A 19,292-nucleotide genomic window follows, 5' to 3' on the forward strand; every position below is an offset into this window, starting at 1 on the left:
GCGCGCGCCGACCGCCCGCGCAGCGCGCCGCCAAGCACCCGCAAACGGCCGCCGCAGGCGGAGCATCGGCGTATCATCTGGATTTTCGTCAGCCCGATCCAGGCACCCACCATGACCTCCGTCGACACTACCCCCGTCCTCGACCATGACAAGCTCGTCACCTTCATCGAGCGCAAGTGGAACGATGAAATCCTCCACGCGCTGACCGACTACATCGCGATTCCCGCGAAGAGCCCCGCATTCGATCCCGACTGGGCGAAGCGCGGCTATCTCGAGCGTGTCGTCACCGACGCCGCGCAGTGGGCCGAACGCCAGCCGGTGAAAGGGCTGAAGCTCGAGATCGTCCGTCTACCGGGCCGCACGCCCGTGATCTTCTTCGAGACGCCCGCGACGCGTTCGGGCAGCACCGACACGATCCTGCTGTACGGCCACCTCGACAAGCAGCCCGAATTCGACGGCTGGCGCGCCGATCTCGGCCCGTGGACGCCGAAGTTCGAGAACGGCAAGCTGTACGGCCGCGGCGGCGCGGACGACGGCTACGCGATCTATGCGAGCCTCGCGGCGCTCGGCGCGCTCGACGAGCAGGGCGTCGAACGGCCGCGCTGCGTCGGCCTGATCGAAACCTGCGAGGAATCGGGCAGCTACGACCTGCTGCCGTACGTCGACGCGCTGCGCGACCGGCTCGGCCAGGTATCGCTCGTCGTCTGCCTCGATTCCGGCGCCGGGAACTACGACCAGATGTGGCTGACCACGTCGCTGCGCGGGCTCGTGTCCGGCGACCTGCAGGTCGAGGTGCTCGAGGAAGGGATTCATTCGGGCGTGTACGGCGGCATCGCGCCGTCGAGCTTCCGCGTCATGCGTCAGCTGTTCGAACGTCTCGAGGACGCGAAGAACGGCAACCTGCTGCCGCGCGTCTTCCATTGCGAGATTCCGGCCAGCCGCCTGCGCGAGGCCGACGCGGCCGCCGCGATTCTCGGCGACGCGGTGTGGAAGGGATTGCCGTGGGCATGCGGCGCGGACGGCAAGCCGGTGCTGCCGACCACGACCGATCCGCGCGAGGCGCTGCTGAATTCGACGTGGCGGCCGTCGTTGTCGGTGACCGGCGCGGCGGGCCTGCCGGCGCTGGCCGATGCGGGCAACGTGCTGCGGCCGCGCACCGCGTTCAAGCTGTCGCTGCGCCTGCCGCCGCTCGTCGACGCCGCCCAGGCCGTGCAGCAGCTGAAGGAACTGCTCGAAGTCGATCCGCCGTACAACGCGAAGGTCACGTTCAAGCCCGATGCCGGCGCGGCCACCGGCTGGAGCGCACCCGATCTCGCGCCCTGGCTCGCGTCGTCGCTCGACGCCGCGTCGCGTCGCCACTTCGGCGCGGACTGCGCGTATATGGGCCTCGGGGGCACGATCCCGCTGATGAACGTGCTGCAGGAAGGCTTCCCGTCCGCGCAGTTCATGGTGTGCGGCGTGCTCGGGCCGAAGTCGAACGCGCACGGGCCGAACGAGTTCCTGCACGTGCCGTATGCGAAGAAGCTCACGGCGGCAGTGGCGGACGTGATCGCGTCCGCGCGCTGATGCGCTCGCGGCGGCCCGGGCGTCGGGCCGCCGCCGTTTGCCGTTCGATTCGTTTCATTCACTCCCCTCGTCCCGACGGAGACGCCGATGACCGTGCCGCCGACTGCCGACACCGACCTGCTGCGCATGGGCGCCGATCCGCTGCATGCGTTCGTCGCCGCGCTGTGGGAGCGGGCCGGCAGTCACGCACGCGAAGCGCGGCTCGTCGCCGATCATCTGGTCGGCGCGAATCTCGCGGGCCACGATTCGCACGGGATCGGCATGATCCCGAACTACGTGGCGGCGTGGCGCGAAGGAGGGCTGCGCCTGAACGGCCATGCCTCGATCGTGCGCGACGGCGGCGCCGTGCTGACGATCGACGGCGGGCGCGGCTTCGGCCAGGTCGTCGCGTTCGAGGCGATGGTCGAAGGCATCGAGCGCGCGCGGCGCATCGGCATCTGCGCGATCGGCCTGCGCGAGGTCCATCATCTCGGCCGGATCGGCCACTGGGCCGAGCAGTGCGCGCGTGCGGGCCTCGTATCGTTTCACTTCGTCAACGTGCCGGGCGACCTGCTCGTCGCGCCGCTGCACGGCACCGATGCGCGTTTCGGCACGAATCCGTTCTGCGCCGCGTATCCGCGCGCCGGCAAGCCGCCGCTGCTGCTCGACTTCGCGACGAGCGCGATCGCGTACGGCAAGACGCGCGTTGCCTACAACCAGGGCTGGCACGTGCCGGCCGGTTCGCTGATCGACCATCGCGGACAGCCGACCGACGACCCGGCCGTGATGCACGTGCCGCCGTTCGGCGCGCTGCTGCCGTTCGGGCTGCACAAGGGCTATGCGCTCGCGGCGATGTGCGAAGTCTTCGGCGGTGCGCTGGTGGGCGGGCATACGACGTATGCCGAAACCGTGCAGAAGACGAGCGCGATCGTCAACGGGATGCTGTCGGTGCTGATCGACCCCAATGCATTCGATGCGGCCGATGCCGCGCGCGAAGCCGACGCGTTCGTCGACTGGGCGAAGGCGTCGCCGCGGGCGGGCGACGAGCCCGTGCGCGTGCCGGGCGAACCCGAGGAAGCGAGCCGCGCCGCGCGCACGGCAGCCGGCATTCCGGTCGACCGCGCGACGTGGCGGCAGATCCGCGACAGCGCAGCCGCGGTCGGCTTCGACGAAGCGGAGCTCGATGCGTGGACGCAGCGCTGCTGCGTCGGCGCCTGAGCGCGCACACGCGATGAGCTGGCAGGCGGAGAAGGCGCGTGGCGACGAGATCGCGTATCAGTTGTCGGGTCTCGGCGCGGTGACGGTCACGCGATTGTTCGGCGGCGCGGCCCTGCGACTCGACGGCGTGATGTTCGGCTTCGTCGCGCGCGGGTCGCTGTTTCTGCGTGTCGACGACGTGAATCGCCCCGCGTTCGTCGCGGCCGGCATGGGGCCGTTTTCGTATGCGGGGCGTACGCGGACCGTCGCGCTCGACGGCTATTACGAAACGCCGGCCGACGTGCTCGAGGATGCCGGCGCGCTGTTCGACTGGTGCCGCAGCGCGTATCGCGCAGCGCTGCTCGCCGGGCCGCCGAAGGGGCGCACGCGCGCGGCACCGAAAGCGAAGCGCGTGACGGCGCGCAAGCGCGCGTGATCGTCGTCGCGTCTGCGGTTTTCGTCGCTTTCGCTGAAACTCGCTGAAGTGCGCGCGAGCCCGCGCTTGCGAGGTCGCTCGGCCAACGCGGCCCGCATCGGCGATCGAGCGGTGATGGGCCGCGCTTCACAATGACCGCCGCGCCGTTTATGATCGGCGCGGGCCGCTCCCGACGCAGCGGCGCGCCCATGCCGGCCGCGCAGCCGGCCCGCGAACGGCGCATCGAACGCCGCGCGGACGTCTTTCCCCCACTGACCCTTCCAGACGGAGACAGCCGATGCTGGTCCTGATTGCCGGTTTAGCGATCTTCCTCGGTGTGCACTCGATCCGGATCGTCGCCGAAGGCTGGCGCGCCGCGATGATCGCGCGATTCGGCGCCAACGGCTGGCGGGCCCGTTTCTCCATCGTGTCGATCGTCGGCTTCGTGCTGATCGTCCGCGGCTACGGCCTCGCGCGCGAGAACGCGGCGCTGCTGTGGGTGTCGCCGGTCGGTGTGCGTCATCTGACCGGCATGCTGACCGCGATCGCGTTCGTGCTGCTCGCCGCCGCGTATGTGCCGCGCAATCGCATCAAGACGCTGGTCGGGCATCCGATGGCCGCCGGCGTGATGGTCTGGGCGATCGCGCATCTGCTCGCGAACGGTACGTTGCATGCGGTCGTTCTGTTCGGCGCGTTCTTCGTGTGGTCGCTCGCCGACTTCGTCGTGTTGCGCGCGCGCGATCGGCGCGATGGCGTCCGGTATCCGGCGGGCGGTCTCGCCGGCGACGTCGGCACGGTCGTCGCCGGGCTGGTCGCGTGGGCGGTCTTCGCGTCGTTCCTGCACGGCTGGCTGATCGGCGTGCGGCCGTTCGGTTGAGCGGCCTCTGGCGCGTTCGCGCGCTTGCGCGGAAGGGCTCATCCGCGTCGCCTGGCGGCGCGCCGGCAGGCGACCATCGCCGCCGTGCCGCCGCGCCGTCTCAGATCGGCTTGACGAACAGCGCGACGGTCAGCGCCGCGCCGATACAGACGATCGCAATGCGCAGCATGCGTTCGTTGACGCGATGCAGTGCCCACGTGCCGAGCAGGCCGCCGACCACGGCGCCGCCGCCGAGCGCGAGTGCTGCGCCCCAATGCAGCTGCGGCGACGTCACGAACAGCACGACGGCCGACGCATTCATCACGCCCGCGAGCGCATTCTTCGTCGACGTCGCGTGACGTGGCGACAGGCCCGCCATCGTCAATGCGGCCATCATCAGGAAACCGATGCCGCCGCCGAAATAGCCGCCGTAGATTGCAATCAAAAACTGCGAGATCGCGGCCGCGACAGGGCCGATATGCGCGGCTTCGCCGGCCGGCCGGCGAAAGAAGCTGCCCCACGCGAACAGCACCGTCGCGAACAGGACGAGCCACGGCACGAGCCGCGAGAAGATCGACGACGGTGTTTTCAACAGCAGCAGGCCGCCGAGTGCGCCGCCGACGACGCTGATCGCGAACAGCGCACGAAACGGCAGCTTGCCGGCCCCGCGCACCATACGGCGGCTCGCCCAGCCGGTAGCGACCTGCGCCGGGAACAGCGCGACTGTCGACGTGATATTCGCGGCGAGCGGCGACATGCCGAACACGATCAGCGCCGGCAGCGTGACGAACGAGCCGCCGCCCGCCAGGGCGTTTTGCAGACCGGCCCACAGACCGGCGAGGATGACGAGCGCAAGCACGATGGATGAACCCGAATGCCGAGAGTGGCCGCTTGACGGTGCTGCGTGCCGCGCGGGGATGAGCGATGGTAATTCAGGACAGCGGCGCATGCACTTCGGGCGTGAGCGGATGGCGGGTTTTTGTGCGAATGCCGGAGTGGCGAGGCACCTGCGCGTCGCGTGAAGTTTTGGAGTGCGCTCCGACTGGCGTTATCGCCGGGGATTCGTTACTTCGATGAATTAATCCAGACGGAGATTTTGTTATTCGCTGCTTCGCTTGAATTAATGGAGAAGCGGTGAGGGGGCGTTTCTGCACGGCATTGAACAAAAATCCAAAGGGGTTGGGTGGTTTTCATTTTCGATTCGGAAATTATCTCGGTTGCCTTTATATGAAGTATCTAAGTGATTGTTGACAGGTTTTTCATTGCCTGGTGTCTCCGGCTGAAAGAAAGTAACGAGATTGTCGATCGATTCGGTATTTTTTGCCGAGCCACGGCCGACAAACTGTTATTCAGTAAAAGCTTACCGATATGTTCCTTTTGCCTTACGGTTTTAGGGTTTTAAAAGGTGGCAACGCCAAGTACGCATCGCGCCCCCTACGCTCGCGCAGCCCCGGCCGGCGCCGATCGCGGCGTTAAATCTGGTGATAAACGTATTCACATTTTGCGATTTACAGGGGGCGAAATGCTTGCGTCGACAAGCCGACAGCCGACTCAATCTTGCAAATTGTTTATCTTTTTGCTTTTCACGGAAGCGGCCGGAAAGAAGGAATGAAAATATTTGTAAAAACGTCGCCGAAGTGCAATCATGTTTATGAAAGACCGGTGTAATCTCAATACAGGCACGAGGCGGGCACGATAAGGAAGCTTGTGCGCCGCAACAAGTCGCTTCTTAAAAGCGCATTGTTGGTGATTCGCGATAACAGTCGATACAAAAATGTGGCGAGGGCGTAGAGATGCACATTCAATATCAAACCAGCATTCGTCGTGCGGCGAATATCCGCTGCATCGGGGCCGGCGAACCGCGGTATGCCGGTGATTCGAATCGCGGCTTCAACGCCGTGCTGATTCGAAAGGCCAACGGTATCGATTGCGGCCCGGACGGTTTCCTGAGTCCGTAGCCCACTCTCCCTTTTCTTTCTTCTCGATTCAGTCGTATGCCGCTTCGCGCGAGCGGCGGACTCGTCACGTCCGTACGGCGCGGCCGTCCGTCTTGCGCAAGGCGAGTCGCGTTGCGGCCGCGCCGGCCGCGACCGTGTGTCCGCATGATCGCCCGCACGATGCGGGCCGGCGTTTTGCCACACCATTAGAAGGAGTTCGGCAATGGTTTCCTCGTCCGTCTTGAGCAATCACGTCGATGTCCCGGTCGCTGCCGGCGCGCAAAGCGCATCGTCGCCCGGCGGTCCCGCCAATTTCCTGCTATCGGCTCATAAAGAGGACGTCGCCAATTACGCGCGGTCCGGGAACGACCTGATCGTCGAATTCAAGGATGGCCGGACGCTGCGCGTGCAGGCGTTCTTCGAAAACGGCGCCGATTATCACAATCTCGTGTTCGTGCAGGACGACGGGCGTTTTCTCGTCCACTTCGGCTCCGCGCTGCAGGCGAGCGGCGACGGCATCGTCGAGTCGGCTGTCGCATATGCGCCGATCGGCGACGGGCTGTCGACCGGCGCGCTGCTCGGGATACTCGGAGGCGTTGCGGCGGCCGGCGGGATTGCGGCGGCTGCGGCCAGCGGCGGGGGCGGCGACGGCGGCGGCTCCGGTGGCGTGGGCGGGTTGGGCGGCGGCTCGGCGCCCGGACGGCTCACGATCGAGTCGGTTGCAGAGCAGTCGATCGGCGGAAACGCGAGCGTCGTGACGCGTCACGGCACGCCGACGATCACGGGCTCGGGCGCGCAGCCGAACGCGAAGGTGACGATTTTCATCGATGGACAGCCGGTCGGAACGGTGACCGCCGATGCCGGCGGCCGCTGGTCGTACACACCCGGCACGCTGCCCGACGGCAGCCATCAGATCTCGGTCACGCAGACCGACGCCAACGGCACTAGCAGCGCGCCGGCTGCAGTCGGCGTGGTTGTCGACACGGTGGTGCCGGGCGCGCCGGCGATCACGGCCGTCAGCGACGATGCGCAGCATCCGATCGTCAGCGGCGGCGCGACGAACGATACGACGCCGACGCTGAGCGGGACGGCCGAAGCCGGCAGCACGATCAACGTCTACGACGGTACGACGCTGATCGGTACGACGACGGCCGATGCGTCGGGGCACTGGACCTTGACGCCCGCCGCGGCGCTCGGTGAGGGCGTGCACGCGATTACGGTCACGGCGACCGACATCGCCGGCAACGTCAGTGCGCCGAGTGCGGCGTTCGGTCTGACGATCGATACGACGGCGCCGGTTGCGCCGACGGTGAATCCGACGGATGGCACGTCTCTGTCGGGCACGGCGGAAGCGGGCGCGACGATCCAGATCGATACGAATGGGGATGGCGTGGCGGATGCGACCGTGACGGCGGACCCGAGTGGCACGTGGACGTATACGCCTTCCACGCCATTGCCTCTCGGCACGCAGATCGGTGTGACGGCAAGCGACGCGGCGGGTAATACGAGTCCTGCCGCATCGGTGACTGTGACCGGCGATGTCACGGCGCCTGCTGCGCCGGTTATTACTGGTGTGACAGACGACGTTGGTTCGGTCCTCGGCGCAATCGTTTCCGCAGGCAGTACCGACGACACGACGCCGACGCTCACGGGTACTGCGGAGGCGGGCAGCACGATCAATGTTTACGACGGCACGACGTTGTTGGGCACGACGACGGCAGATGCATCAGGGAGCTGGAGTTTTACACCTACGACGGGCCTCGGTGAAGGCACGCATAGCTTGACTGTCACGGCAACGGATTCGTCGGGGAACGTCAGTGTGCCGAGTGCGGCGTTCGGTCTGACGGTGGATACGACTGCGCCTTCGGCTCCGACGCTGAATCCGACGGATGGTACTTCTCTGTCGGGCACGGCGGAAGCGGGCGCGACGATCCAGATCGACACGAATGGGGATGGCGTGCCGGACGCGACGGTGACGGCTGACCCGAGTGGCGCGTGGACGTACACGCCGTCGACACCGCTGCCTGTCGGCACGCAAATCGGCGTGACTGCCAGCGACCCAGCCGGCAACACAAGCCCGTCTGCGACTGTGACGGTGACCGGCGATGTCACGGCACCGGCAGCGCCAGTTATTGCGGGCGTGACCGACGACGTTGGTTCGGTCCTTGGCGCAATCGTTTCCGGGGGCAGTACCGACGATACGACGCCGACGCTCACGGGTACCGCGGAGGCGGGCAGCACGATCAATATTTACGACGGCACGACGTTGCTGGGCACGACGACGGCGGACGCATCGGGCAACTGGAGCTTCACACCTGCGACTGCCTTGGGCGAAGGTGCACATAGCCTGACGGTCACGGCAACGGATTCATCGGGCAACGTGAGCACGCCGAGTACCGCGTTTGATCTGATGGTGGATACGACGGCACCGGCTGCGCCAGCGGTGAACGCGACGGATGGGACGTCGCTGTCCGGTGCGGCCGAAGCCGGCGCAACGATCCAGATCGACACGAATGGCGACGGCACGCCGGATGCGACCGTCACGGCCGATGCGAGTGGCACGTGGACGTATACGCCTTCGACGCCGTTGCCGGTTGGTACGCAAATCACCGTGACCGCCAGCGATGCTGCCGGCAACACGAGTCTGCCTACATCGGTGACAGTGACTGGCGATGTCACGGCGCCGGCAGCGCCGGTTATTGCGGGTGTAACCGACGACGTTGGCTCAGTCACGGGCGCAATCGTTTCGGGTGGTAGCACGGATGACACGACGCCGACCTTGAGCGGTACGGTCGAAGCGGGGAGCACGATCAACGTCTACGACGGTACGACGCTGCTCGGCTCGACGACGGCCGACGCATCGGGCAACTGGAGCTTCACGCCGGCGAGCGCATTGGGCGAAGGTGCACATAGCCTGACAGTCACGGCAACGGATTCGTCGGGGAACGTCAGTGTGCCGAGCGCGGCATTCGATCTGACAGTGGATACGACTGCGCCTTCGGCTCCGACAGTGAACCCGACGGACGGGACCTCTCTGTCGGGCACGGCTGAAGCCGGCGCGACGATCCAGATCGACACGAACGGCGACGGCACAGCGGATGCAACGGTAACGGCCGATCCGACCGGCGCATGGACCTACACGCCCGCGACACCGCTGCCCATTGGCACGCAAATCGGCGTGACGGCAAGCGACCCAGCCGGCAACACGAGCCCGTCTGCAACTGTGACGGTGACCGGCGATGTCACGGCACCGGCAGCGCCAGTTGTTGCGGGCGTGACGGACGACGTTGGTTCGGTCCTTGGCGCAATCGTTTCCGGCAGCAGCACCGACGATACGACGCCGACGTTGAGCGGTACGGCTGAAGCGGGCAGCACGATCAACGTCTATGACGGTACGACGCTGATCGGTACGACAACGGCCGATGCATCGGGCAACTGGAGCTTCACGCCGGCGAGTGCATTGGGCGAAGGCGCACACAGCTTGACGGTCACGGCAACGGATTCGTCGGGCAACGTGAGCACGCCGAGTGCGGCGTTCGATCTGACGGTCGATACGACCGCGCCGGCTGTGCCGACGGTGAACCCGACGGATGGCACTTCTCTGTCTGGTACGGCGGAAGCAGGCGCGACGATCCAGATCGACACGAATGGTGACGGCACGCCGGACGCAACGGTGACGGCCGACCCGAGCGGTGCATGGACGTACACGCCTTCGACGCCGTTGCCTGTCGGCACGCAAATCGGGGTGACGGCCACTGACGCAGCCGGCAACACGAGCCCGTCTGCAACTGTGACGGTGACCGGCGATGTTACGGCGCCTGCTGCGCCGGTTATTACTGGTGTGACAGACGACGTTGGTTCGGTCCTCGGCGCAATCGTTTCCGGTGGCAGCACCGACGATACGACGCCGACGCTCACGGGTACCGCAGAGGCGGGTAGCACGATCAGCGTTTACGACGGCACGACGTTGCTGGGCACGACGACGGCCGATGCATCGGGCAACTGGAGCTTCACGCCGGCGAGCGCATTGGGCGAAGGTGCACATAGCCTGACAGTCACGGCAACGGATTCGTCGGGGAACGTCAGTGTGCCGAGCGCGGCATTCGATCTGACAGTGGATACGACTGCGCCTTCGGCTCCGACAGTGAACCCGACGGACGGGACCTCTCTGTCGGGCACGGCCGAAGCAGGCGCGACGATCCAGATCGACACGAATGGCGACGGCACGCCGGATGCAACGGTGACGGCTGATCCGACCGGCGCATGGACGTACACGCCCTCGGCACCGCTGCCTGTCGGCACGCAAATCGGCGTAACGGCAAGCGATGCGGCGGGCAATACGAGCCCGTCTGCATCGGTGACGGTGACGGGCGATGTGACGGCGCCTGCGGCGCCCGTCATTGCCGGCGTGACTGACGACGTTGGTTCGGTCCTGGGCGCAATCGTTTCCGGTGGTAGTACGGATGACACGACGCCGACGTTGAGCGGTACGGCCGAAGCGGGCAGCACGATCAACGTCTACGACGGTACGGCGTTGCTCGGCACGACCACGGCAGACGCATCCGGCAACTGGACCTTTACGCCGGCGACTGCATTGGGCGAAGGCGCACACAGCCTGACGGTCACGGCAACGGATTCGTCGGGCAACGTGAGCACGCCGAGCGCGGCATTCGATCTGACGGTTGATACGACTGCGCCTTCGGCTCCGACAGTGAACCCGACGGACGGCACGTCTCTGTCGGGCACCGCCGAAGCAGGCGCAACAATCCAGATCGACACGAATGGCGACGGCACACCGGATGCGACGGTGACGGCTGATCCGACCGGCGCATGGACGTACACGCCCTCGGCACCGCTGCCTGTCGGCACGCAAATCGGCGTAACGGCAAGCGATGCCGCGGGCAACACGAGCCCGTCTGCATCGGTGACGGTGACCGGTGATGTCACTGCGCCGGTGGCGCCGATCATTGCTAGCGTGACCGACGACGTTGGTTCGGTTCTTGGCGCAATCGTTTCCGGTGGTAGCACGGATGACACGACGCCGACGTTGAGCGGTACGGCCGAAGCGGGCAGCACGATCAACGTCTACGACGGTACGACGCTGCTCGGCACGACGACGGCCGATGCGTCGGGGAACTGGACGTTCACGCCGGCGGCGGGTCTCGGTGAAGGCGCACACGCGATTACGGTGACGGCGACCGACGCATCGGGCAACGTGAGTGTGCCGAGCGCAGCATTCGATCTGACGGTCGACACGACCGCTCCGTCGACCCCGACCGTGAACCCGACGGACGGCACCTCTCTGTCCGGCACGGCCGAAGCCGGCGCGACGATCCAGATCGACACGAACGACGACGGCACGCCGGACGCAACGGTCACCGCCGACCCGAGCGGCGCATGGACCTACACGCCCACGACACCGCTGCCCATCGGCACGCAGATCGGCGTAACGGCGAGCGACCCAGCCGGCAACACGAGCCCGTCCGCAACTGTGACCGTGACCGGCGATGCCACGGCCCCTGCGGCACCCGTTATCGCGAGCGTGACCGACGACGTCGGTTCGATCGTCGGCGCACTGACAAACGGCGCATCGACCGACGATACGAAGCCGACGCTCACGGGCACGGCCGAAGGCGGCAGCACGATCAACGTCTACGACGGTACGACGCTGCTCGGCACGACGACGGCCGACGCATCGGGCAACTGGACCTTCACGCCGACCACCGGTCTTTCGGACGGCGCGCACGCGCTGACCGTCACCGCGACCGACGCGTCCGGCAACGTCAGCACGCCGAGCGCGGCGTTCTCGATCAACGTCGACACGGTCGCGCCGACCGCGACGGCAACGCTCACGACGCTCACCGACAACACCGGCGCACCGAACGACTGGGTCACGGGCGATACGACGCCGATTCTCGGCGGCACGCTGAGCGGCGCGCTCGGTGCGGGCGAAGTCGTGCAGGTCAGTCTCGACGGCGGCGCACACTGGAGCGCGGCGACCGTCAACGGCACGAACTGGACGTGGTACACGGACGGCGTCCTTGCGGCGGCGGACTATACGGCGACGGTGCGTGTCGTCGACGCGGCCGGCAATATCGGCGGCTCGTCGCAGCAGACGTTCACGATCGATCCGAACGTCGCGCCGGTCGTCTCTGCGCAAGCATCCGGCAACCTGCTCGGGATCGTCGGCGCGAACCTGCTGGACCTGATCGACCTGGGTACGCAGCAGGCGTTCGGCGCATCCGACTACAACAACAACATCGATCACGTCACGCTGCACTACGGCGGGCTGCTCGGGCTCGGCGCGCTGCATTTCGGCGCGAACCAGGCACTCGCGAACGAGCTCGGGCTGAGCTTCAACGTCGTGAACAACAACGGGATCCTCGGCGTGATCGGACCGTCGTCGGACATGACGATCACCGCGGCGGACGGCGGCGCGATCGACAACCTGAAGCTCAACGAGTTTCTCGGCTCGATCACGTTGACGGGCGGCGCGATCAGCATCAGCGCGCTCGACAGCGTGACGATCTCCGCGACCGACAAGACGGGACTGTCCGCCTCGGCGACCGCGGGCCAGTTGCTGAACGCGAACCTGCTCGGCTCGTCGCAGTCGACGTCGATCGTCGAAGGCACGCAGAACGGCGACACGGTCAACGGCACGTCGGGCAACGATCGTCTGTACGGCTACAACGGAGACGACGTGCTGAACGGCGGCGACGGCAACGATCTGCTGCGCGGCGGCGCGGGCAACGACACGCTGAACGGCGGAAACGGCAACGACATCCTGATCGGCGGCGCCGGCGACGACACGCTGACGGGCGGTGCCGGCACCGACGTGTTCCTGTGGGAGGTCGTCACGCCGGCAGACAACACGGGCGGGAACGGTCACGACGTGATCACCGACTTCCAGCTCGCGAGCGGCCCGTCCGACACCGGCGGCGACAAGATCGACCTGTCGAAGCTGCTCGTCGGCTACACCGCGGATGCCGACGGCCCCGCGCACGATGTCGACGGCGTCCCGACGATCGACTCGGGCGACACGATCGGCCAGTACCTGAACGTGACCAACGTCGGCTCGGATACGGTGATCAGCATCGACCGCGACGGTGCCGGCACCGCGTTTGGTTCCGAAACGCTCGTCACGCTGAACAACGTGACGACCAACCTGGAGACCCTGCTCGCGAACCATCAGATCATCGTCTGACCGTCACGCCCGGGGAGGCCGGCCTGCCTCCCCGACCGGACGCGCGCGCTCGCCGTCGAAGCGCGTGCGCCCGGCAATCGATCGCCCGGCATGACGCGGGAACCTGATTCGCCGAATGGTACGCCGTCGGCGTCCTGATGATGCACAAGACAACCGCTCGTTTCAGATTCGTCCGGTGCCGCGCCGAGCGCGCGGCCCACACCGTTTCTCTTTCAGGCCACCTGTTGTTCGCCGCTGCCTGGCTCGGCATCGCGCCCGCCGTATCGGCCGCGCCGCCGCTGCCCGCCGGCGGAGTTTCCGTCCCGGCTACCACTGCCGCACGATTGAATGCGTCGGTCGTGCCGCTGCCGAGCGCATTGCCGCCTGCCGCACCGCACCGTTTCGATGCGCCGCCGTTGCCGCGCGCGATGCCGGCCGACCCGATGCGGCGCATCGTGCTGTCGAACCTGTCGCGTGCGTTTGCGTCGTCCGACGAACTGCCGCCCGTACGACCGTCGCGCGACGGCGTGACGACGATCACGCCCGATCCGGATCCGATCGACGGCGCCCTCGATGCGCCGCTCGACGCGCCGCCCGTCGCGGACGCCGCCGGCGCGTCGGACGACACGCTGCACATCGCGCTCGACGATCTGTCGCTGCGCGATGCGGTCGGCATTGCGATCGCGCGCCATCCGGATATCGGCCGTGCGAACGCCGAAGTCGTGCAGAGTACCTCCGAAGTCGAAGTCGCGAAGGCCGCGTGGTATCCGAAGATCGACTACGGCGTGCGTCCGGGCTACGGCGGCAGCTTCGGCAGCAACGGCAATCGCACCGGCACGCGCGCGTCGATCGGCGTATCGCAGCTGCTGTACGACTTCGGTCGCACGTCGAGCCGGATCTCCGCAGCCGATTCGACACTGAGCCAGCGCCGCTTCCAGCTCGCGGACACGATCGAGACGGTCGCGTATCAGACGGCGTCGACGTTCATCGAGCTCGCCGCGAGCCAGGACGTCATCGTGGCCGCGCAGCGTCAGGTCGCCGCGCTGACCGAAACGCGCGCGAAGATTCTCGATCGCGTGCGCGCGGGCCTGTCGGTGTCGTCGGACCGCAATCTCGTCGAACTCGCGATCCTGCATGCGCAGGCGGAGGTGCTGAAGGCGCACACGCGCTTCGACGTCGCGGCCGCGAAGCTGACCGAACTGATCGGTGCGCGCCCGCGCCGCGTCGCCGGTCTTGGCGGGACCGCGAGTTTCGTCGGCGGTCTCGGCAGCATCGGCGGCAACGTCGAGCACACGCCGTCGGTGCTCGCGGCCGAAGCGGCGGTCGACGCGGCCGACGCGCGCGTGCGGCTTGCGGAGGCCGAGCGCTTTCCGTCGATCGGCATCGGCGCGAGCCGCGCGATTTCGAGCGGCCGCCCGAACGCGAGCAACGACACGTGGATCGGGCTCGCGGTGAGCGGCAACTACTCGCTCGGCGGCCTTGCGAAGCATCAGATCGCGGCAGCCGAAGCGGAGCTGCGCGCGAATCGCGAAAGCCTCGAGAACCAGCGGCTCGTCACACGCAGCGCGCTGAAGGCCGCGCAGATCGAAGTGTCGGGCGCGGCTGCGCGCCGCGCGAGCTACGAGAAGGTGATCGCGCTGTCGCGCGCCTCGCGCGACCTGTACTGGCAGGAATACATCCTGAACAAGCGCACGCTGACCGACGTCGTGAATCCGGAACGCGACATCTTCGAATCGGAGGTCGAGTGGATCAATGCGCTTGCCGACGGCTCGATCGCGCGCGTGAAGGCATACGTCGCGGTCGGCAAGTTCGTCGAACTGCTGCGTGAACAAGAAGGGAGCCGTCATGAATGATGCGTTTCGCCCCGCGCGCGACAGCTGCGCGGACCTTGCGCGCTGGGTCGACCCGCTGTTGTTTGCGGCCCGTCATCTCGGGCTGACCGTATCGCCGGAACAGGTTCGCGGCACGGCCGCGTGGGCGGCCGGTTCGGGGCCCGATACCGCGATCGTCGACATCGCGGCAGCCGCCGGACTGGCCGCGCAGTTCGTCGAGCTGCCGGTCGCGAAGCTGACGTCGACGATGCTGCCGGCGCTCGCCATGATCGACGAAGTGCACGTCGGCGTGATCGTGTCGATCGCGGCCGGGCGCGCGATCGTGCAGTTCGCGATCGACGGGCAACCGGTCGAGCGCGCGATCGACGTGAACGCGCCGGCGCCGACGTGGGCCGCGCGCGTGCTGCTCGTGCAGCGGTCCGTTCCGATGCGCGACGCGCGTGTCGACGACTACCTGTCCGCGAAGCCCGATACGTGGCTGCACGACCTGTTCGCCGCCCAATGGAAAGTGTTGCTCGATCTCGGCGCCGGTTCGCTGTTCGGCAATCTGCTCGCGATCGCGACGTCGCTGTTCGCGATGCAGGTATGGGACCGCGTCGTGCCGGCGCGCGCGACGCACACGCTATGGGTGCTGGCATCCGGCGTCGCGCTCGCGCTCGTCCTCGAGCTGGTGCTGCGCACCGCCCGCGTGTCGATCGCCGATCACTTCGGCAAGCAGGCGGACCTGAAGCTGTCGGCGATGTTCTTCGCGCGCGTGCTCGACATCCGTAACGACGCGCGGCCACGCTCGCCCGGCACGCTCGTCGCGCAGCTGCGCGATCTCGAACAGCTGCGCGAGCTGCTGACGTCGAGCACGATGGGCGTGCTGATCGACATCCCGTTCGTCGTCACCTTCCTGTTCATCATCTGGATGCTCGGCGGCCCGCTCGCGTTCGTGCCGCTCGCGGCGATTCCGCTGCTGATCCTGCCGGGCGTGTTCGCGCAGATCCCGCTCGCGAAGCTGTCGAACCAGGGCCTTGCCGAATCGGCGATGCGCAACGCCATCCTGATGGAGTCCATCTATCGCGCGGAAGACATCAAGGCATTGCAGGCCGAACCGCGCTTCCGGCAGCTCTGGGACCACACGAACCGCGTCAATGCGGACGTCGGCCTGCGACAGCGCCGCATCGCCGGGCTGCTCGTCAATCTGGCGCAGACAGTGCAGCAGCTCGCGTACGTCGGCGTGCTGATCGCGGGCGTGTACGGCATTCTCGATTCGAGCCTGTCGTTCGGTGCGGTGCTCGCGTGCTCGATTCTCACGAGCCGCACGATCGCGCCGCTCGGACAGATTCCGGCCGTGCTGTCGCGAATCCAGAACGTGCGCGCCGGCAAGAAGGGTCTCGACAATTTGCTCGCGCTGCCGGTCGATCACGATCCGGCCGCCGATGCGTATCACCGGCCGTCGCTCGTCGGCCGCTATCGGTTCGAGGACGTCGCGTACAGTTTCGATCCGCAGGAAAAAACCGTGCTCAACGTGCCGAAGCTGTCGATCGAGCCGGGCGAGCGGATCGCGATCCTCGGCCGCGTCGGCGCCGGCAAATCGACGCTGCTGCGGCTGCTCGGCGGCCTCGCGACGCCGGTGCAGGGCCGCATCCTGTTCAACGACACGCCGCTGCCGCTGATCGACGTCGCCGACGTGCGGCGCGACGTCGGCATGCTGCTGCAGGAGTCGAGCCTGTTCTACGGGACGCTGCGCGAAAACCTGCTGATCGCGAATCCGCTCGCGACCGACGACGCAATCCTGGCCGCGATGAAGGTCGCGTGCGCGGATCAGTTGCTGCTGCGGCAGCCGCACGGCCTCGACCTGAAGCTGCGCGAAAGCGGCCTCGGGCTGTCGGGCGGCCAGAAGCAGGCGCTGATGCTCGCGCGCGTGATCCTGCGCGCGCCGAACGTGCTGCTGCTCGACGAGCCGACCGCGTCGCTCGACGATGCAACGGAGCGCGCGATCGTCGAGCGGCTGCGGCAGTGGATCGGCAACCGGACGCTGATCGTCGCGACGCACCGCTATCCGGTGCTGTCGATCGTCGACCGCATCATCGTGATCGACGGCGGCCGCATCGTGCGCGACGGCCCCAAGGACGAAGTGCTGCAGGCGCTGCGCGGCCATGCGGCGACGGCGGCGCAATCGAGCGCGGCCGCTGCGCGCGCGGCGGCCGGCGACGGCGGTTCACTGCCGCCTGCTATCGCGGAGGAGGCACGATGAGCGATTTCACGTGGTCGGCGCGCGGTGCGCGCGAAGCGGCGCATGCGCGCCCGGTGCTGTGGCTGATCGTCGCGGCGCTATTCGTGTTTCTTGTCTGGTCGGTGTTTGCGGGGCTCGACGAAGTCGCGGTCGGCGAAGGGAAGGTGACGCCCGCATCGAAAGGGCAGATCATCCAGAGCCTCGAAGGCGGCATTCTGTCGGAACTGGCCGTGCGCGAGGGCGACGTCGTCGACGCGGGGCAGACGCTCGCGACGCTCGATCCGGTGCTCGCGCGTTCGTCGATGGAGGAGACGCTCGAGCGCATCACCGCGTTGCAGGGTCGCGCCGCGCGGCTGCATGCGGAGATGAACGATTTGCCGAGCGTCGCGTTTCCGGCCGAACTGGCGAACGAGAAGGCCGTGACCGAGCGCGAACGGCAGCTGTTCGTCGCGAACCGGCGCGCGTTTCGCGAAAACGTCGCGAACCTGCGCGAGCAGCTGCGTCTCGCGGAGGAGGAGCTGCGCATCGCGCTGCCGCTGCTGAAGACCGGCGCGACGAACGAGGTCGAGGTGCTGCGGCTGCGGCAGAAGGCGGCCGAGTTCTCGACGAAGCTCGCGGCGACGCAGAGCGAGTACTACGTCGCGCTGAAAGCCGACTATTCGAAGACGATGGCCGATCTCGAGCCGCTGCTGAAGGTGCGTGAAGGGCGGGCCGACCAATTGCGGCGCACGGTGATCCGCTCGCCGGCGCGCGGCATCGTGAAGGACATTCGCGTGTCGACGGTCGGCGGCGTCGTGCAGCCGGGCGGCGTGCTGATGGAGGTCGTGCCGCTCGACGATCAGTTGCTGATCGAGGCGCGGCTGAGCCCGCGCGACATTGCCTTCATTCATCCGGGCCAGGAAGCGACCGTGAAGATCACGGCGTTCGAGCCGTCGATCTACGGCTCGCTGCCGGCGAAGGTCGAACGGATCTCGCCCGATACGATCGAGGACCAGGTCGATCGCCGCGTGTACTACTACCGCGTCTACGTGCTCACGCAGCACGCGTATCTGGAAACGCGCGACGGCAAGCGGCATCCGATCCTGCCAGGGATGGTCGCGACCGCGGAAATCCGCACCGGGCGCCGGACGGTGTTCGAGTATCTGGTCAAGCCGCTGAATCGTGCGGCCGAGGCGCTGCGCGAGCGATGAGTGCGGGCGTGCGGGCCGTGAAGCCCGCCGTTCGCGGCATGCGCGGCTACGCCACGGCGTTACGCCTGCGACGACGCGGCGCCTTCGGTGCGCGGGTAGACGACCGTGCCGTCCGGCTGCACGTCGGCGCCGGCCGTGAGCCGCGCCGGCTCGATGCGGCCGCGCGCCATGATGTGCAGCACCGTCTCGCCGTGCGCGATCAGATAGTCGGACACGATGCGCCGGTGGCAGCGCCACCACACGGCTTCGGAGCACATGATCGCGCAGCGTTGCCGCTGGCCGAGCGCGATCAGTTCGTCGAGGCCCGTGCGGAACGTGTCGGACAGCGCGTAATCCGCATAACGATGAAAGCTGGCGTTGGTCCAGAAGCCGTTGACGTCGCCCGGCACGTCGTGCGATTTGCCGCGCAGCCCACCGAGCGCGGCGATGTGCGCATACGCGATGCCGGCATCGGCGAGTGCGTCCGGCAGCGTGGCTTCGTTGAATTGCGGGTTCGCGCGCGAGCGCGTCATCTTGCGGACGTCGACGAGCAGCGCGACCTCCGCGTCGGCGAGCATCGCGATGAATTCGTCGAGCGGACGGTTCGAATGACCGATCGTGTAGTAGGGCAGTCTCACGTGTCGCCTTTGCCGGAAATGCGTTCGAGCACGCGGCCGCGATGCGCGGCGATATGGTCGGTTCGGTCGCTTCTGATCTCGTACTGCGGATCGTCGGGCGACGCGCGGTGGCGATGACCCTTGTAGTCGAAGTCTTCCGTATGGATCGCGACGATCGTGCCCGTCACATAGCCGGCTTCGGAATTCCACCGGACGTGATCGCCGATCCGGAATCGTGTCGTCATGACAGCGTCCTCCTTGCATCGATACGCGCTCGCGCGGCACGCGAGAGGCCGTCATTATCGGCTTGCGCCGCGTGC

The 19,292-nt window shown here is 67.2% G+C and carries 11 protein-coding genes and 1 pseudogene; 8 read left to right on the forward strand and 4 right to left on the reverse strand.

What is annotated here, in order from left to right; translation table 11 throughout:
* Positions 1 to 111: 111 nt before the first annotated feature.
* The 4 genes and pseudogenes from BCR55_RS23890 (at position 112) to BCR55_RS23905 (ending at position 4,034) form a co-directional block, all read left to right on the forward strand.
* The gene (locus BCR55_RS23890) at positions 112 to 1,566 is read left to right on the forward strand and encodes a M20 family metallopeptidase (RefSeq protein ID WP_006406157.1); all 1,455 of its coding nucleotides are present in this window, start codon (positions 112 to 114) and stop codon (positions 1,564 to 1,566) included.
* Between the two features lie 87 nt (positions 1,567 to 1,653).
* On the forward strand, positions 1,654 to 2,763 hold the full coding sequence (locus tag BCR55_RS23895) for a malate/lactate/ureidoglycolate dehydrogenase (RefSeq protein ID WP_065496166.1): 1,110 nt from the start codon (positions 1,654 to 1,656) through the stop codon (positions 2,761 to 2,763).
* A 13-nt stretch (positions 2,764 to 2,776) separates the two neighbouring features.
* Positions 2,777 to 3,175: pseudogene (locus BCR55_RS23900) on the forward strand (TfoX/Sxy family protein); the annotation flags it as partial.
* A gap of 280 nt (positions 3,176 to 3,455) precedes the next feature.
* Positions 3,456 to 4,034: an NnrU family protein gene (locus BCR55_RS23905; RefSeq protein ID WP_053298303.1), complete on the forward strand. Its 579-nt coding sequence runs from the start codon at positions 3,456 to 3,458 to the stop codon at positions 4,032 to 4,034.
* 100 nt (positions 4,035 to 4,134) lie between these two features.
* On the opposite strand, the gene BCR55_RS23910 is transcribed toward BCR55_RS23905, so the two are convergent.
* Both BCR55_RS23910 and BCR55_RS32740 read right to left on the reverse strand, forming a co-directional pair.
* On the reverse strand, positions 4,135 to 4,872 hold the full coding sequence (locus BCR55_RS23910) for a sulfite exporter TauE/SafE family protein (RefSeq protein ID WP_006410604.1): 738 nt from the start codon (positions 4,870 to 4,872) through the stop codon (positions 4,135 to 4,137).
* Between the two features lie 811 nt (positions 4,873 to 5,683).
* Positions 5,684 to 6,199, reverse strand: a complete 516-nt coding sequence (locus BCR55_RS32740) for a hypothetical protein (protein ID WP_139094081.1) — start codon at positions 6,197 to 6,199, stop codon at positions 5,684 to 5,686.
* Between BCR55_RS32740 and BCR55_RS23915 the strand changes: the two genes are divergently transcribed.
* From BCR55_RS23915 to BCR55_RS23930, 4 genes are all read left to right on the forward strand, one after another.
* Positions 6,174 to 13,154 (forward strand): Ig-like domain-containing protein, encoded by a 6,981-nt coding sequence (locus BCR55_RS23915; RefSeq protein ID WP_065496168.1) that lies wholly within the window; start codon positions 6,174 to 6,176, stop codon positions 13,152 to 13,154. The genes BCR55_RS32740 and BCR55_RS23915 overlap by 26 nt on opposite strands.
* Positions 13,155 to 13,378: 224 nt before the next feature.
* Entirely contained in the window at positions 13,379 to 14,986 is a 1,608-nt protein-coding gene (locus BCR55_RS23920) for a TolC family protein (RefSeq protein WP_065496170.1), read from the forward strand.
* Positions 14,979 to 17,207, forward strand: coding sequence for a type I secretion system permease/ATPase (locus BCR55_RS23925; RefSeq protein WP_065496172.1), 2,229 nt, complete (start codon positions 14,979 to 14,981; stop codon positions 17,205 to 17,207). Before BCR55_RS23920 ends, BCR55_RS23925 begins: the two co-directional genes overlap by 8 nt.
* On the forward strand, positions 17,204 to 18,376 hold the full coding sequence (locus BCR55_RS23930) for an HlyD family efflux transporter periplasmic adaptor subunit (protein WP_065496174.1): 1,173 nt from the start codon (positions 17,204 to 17,206) through the stop codon (positions 18,374 to 18,376). The genes BCR55_RS23925 and BCR55_RS23930 overlap by 4 nt, the downstream gene beginning before the upstream one ends.
* A gap of 59 nt (positions 18,377 to 18,435) precedes the next feature.
* On the opposite strand, the gene BCR55_RS23935 is transcribed toward BCR55_RS23930, so the two are convergent.
* Positions 18,436 to 18,993: a DUF488 family protein gene (locus BCR55_RS23935; RefSeq protein ID WP_059938845.1), complete on the reverse strand. Its 558-nt coding sequence runs from the start codon at positions 18,991 to 18,993 to the stop codon at positions 18,436 to 18,438.
* Positions 18,990 to 19,217 carry a DUF2945 domain-containing protein gene (locus tag BCR55_RS23940; protein ID WP_006396550.1) on the reverse strand — a complete coding sequence of 76 codons (228 nt, stop codon included), beginning with the start codon at positions 19,215 to 19,217 and terminating at the stop codon, positions 18,990 to 18,992. The genes BCR55_RS23935 and BCR55_RS23940 overlap by 4 nt, the downstream gene beginning before the upstream one ends.
* Between the last annotated feature and the right edge of the window lie 75 nt (positions 19,218 to 19,292).

The sequence above is a fragment of the Burkholderia sp. CCA53 genome (assembly GCF_001685525.1).
Taxonomy (GTDB): domain Bacteria; phylum Pseudomonadota; class Gammaproteobacteria; order Burkholderiales; family Burkholderiaceae; genus Burkholderia; species Burkholderia multivorans.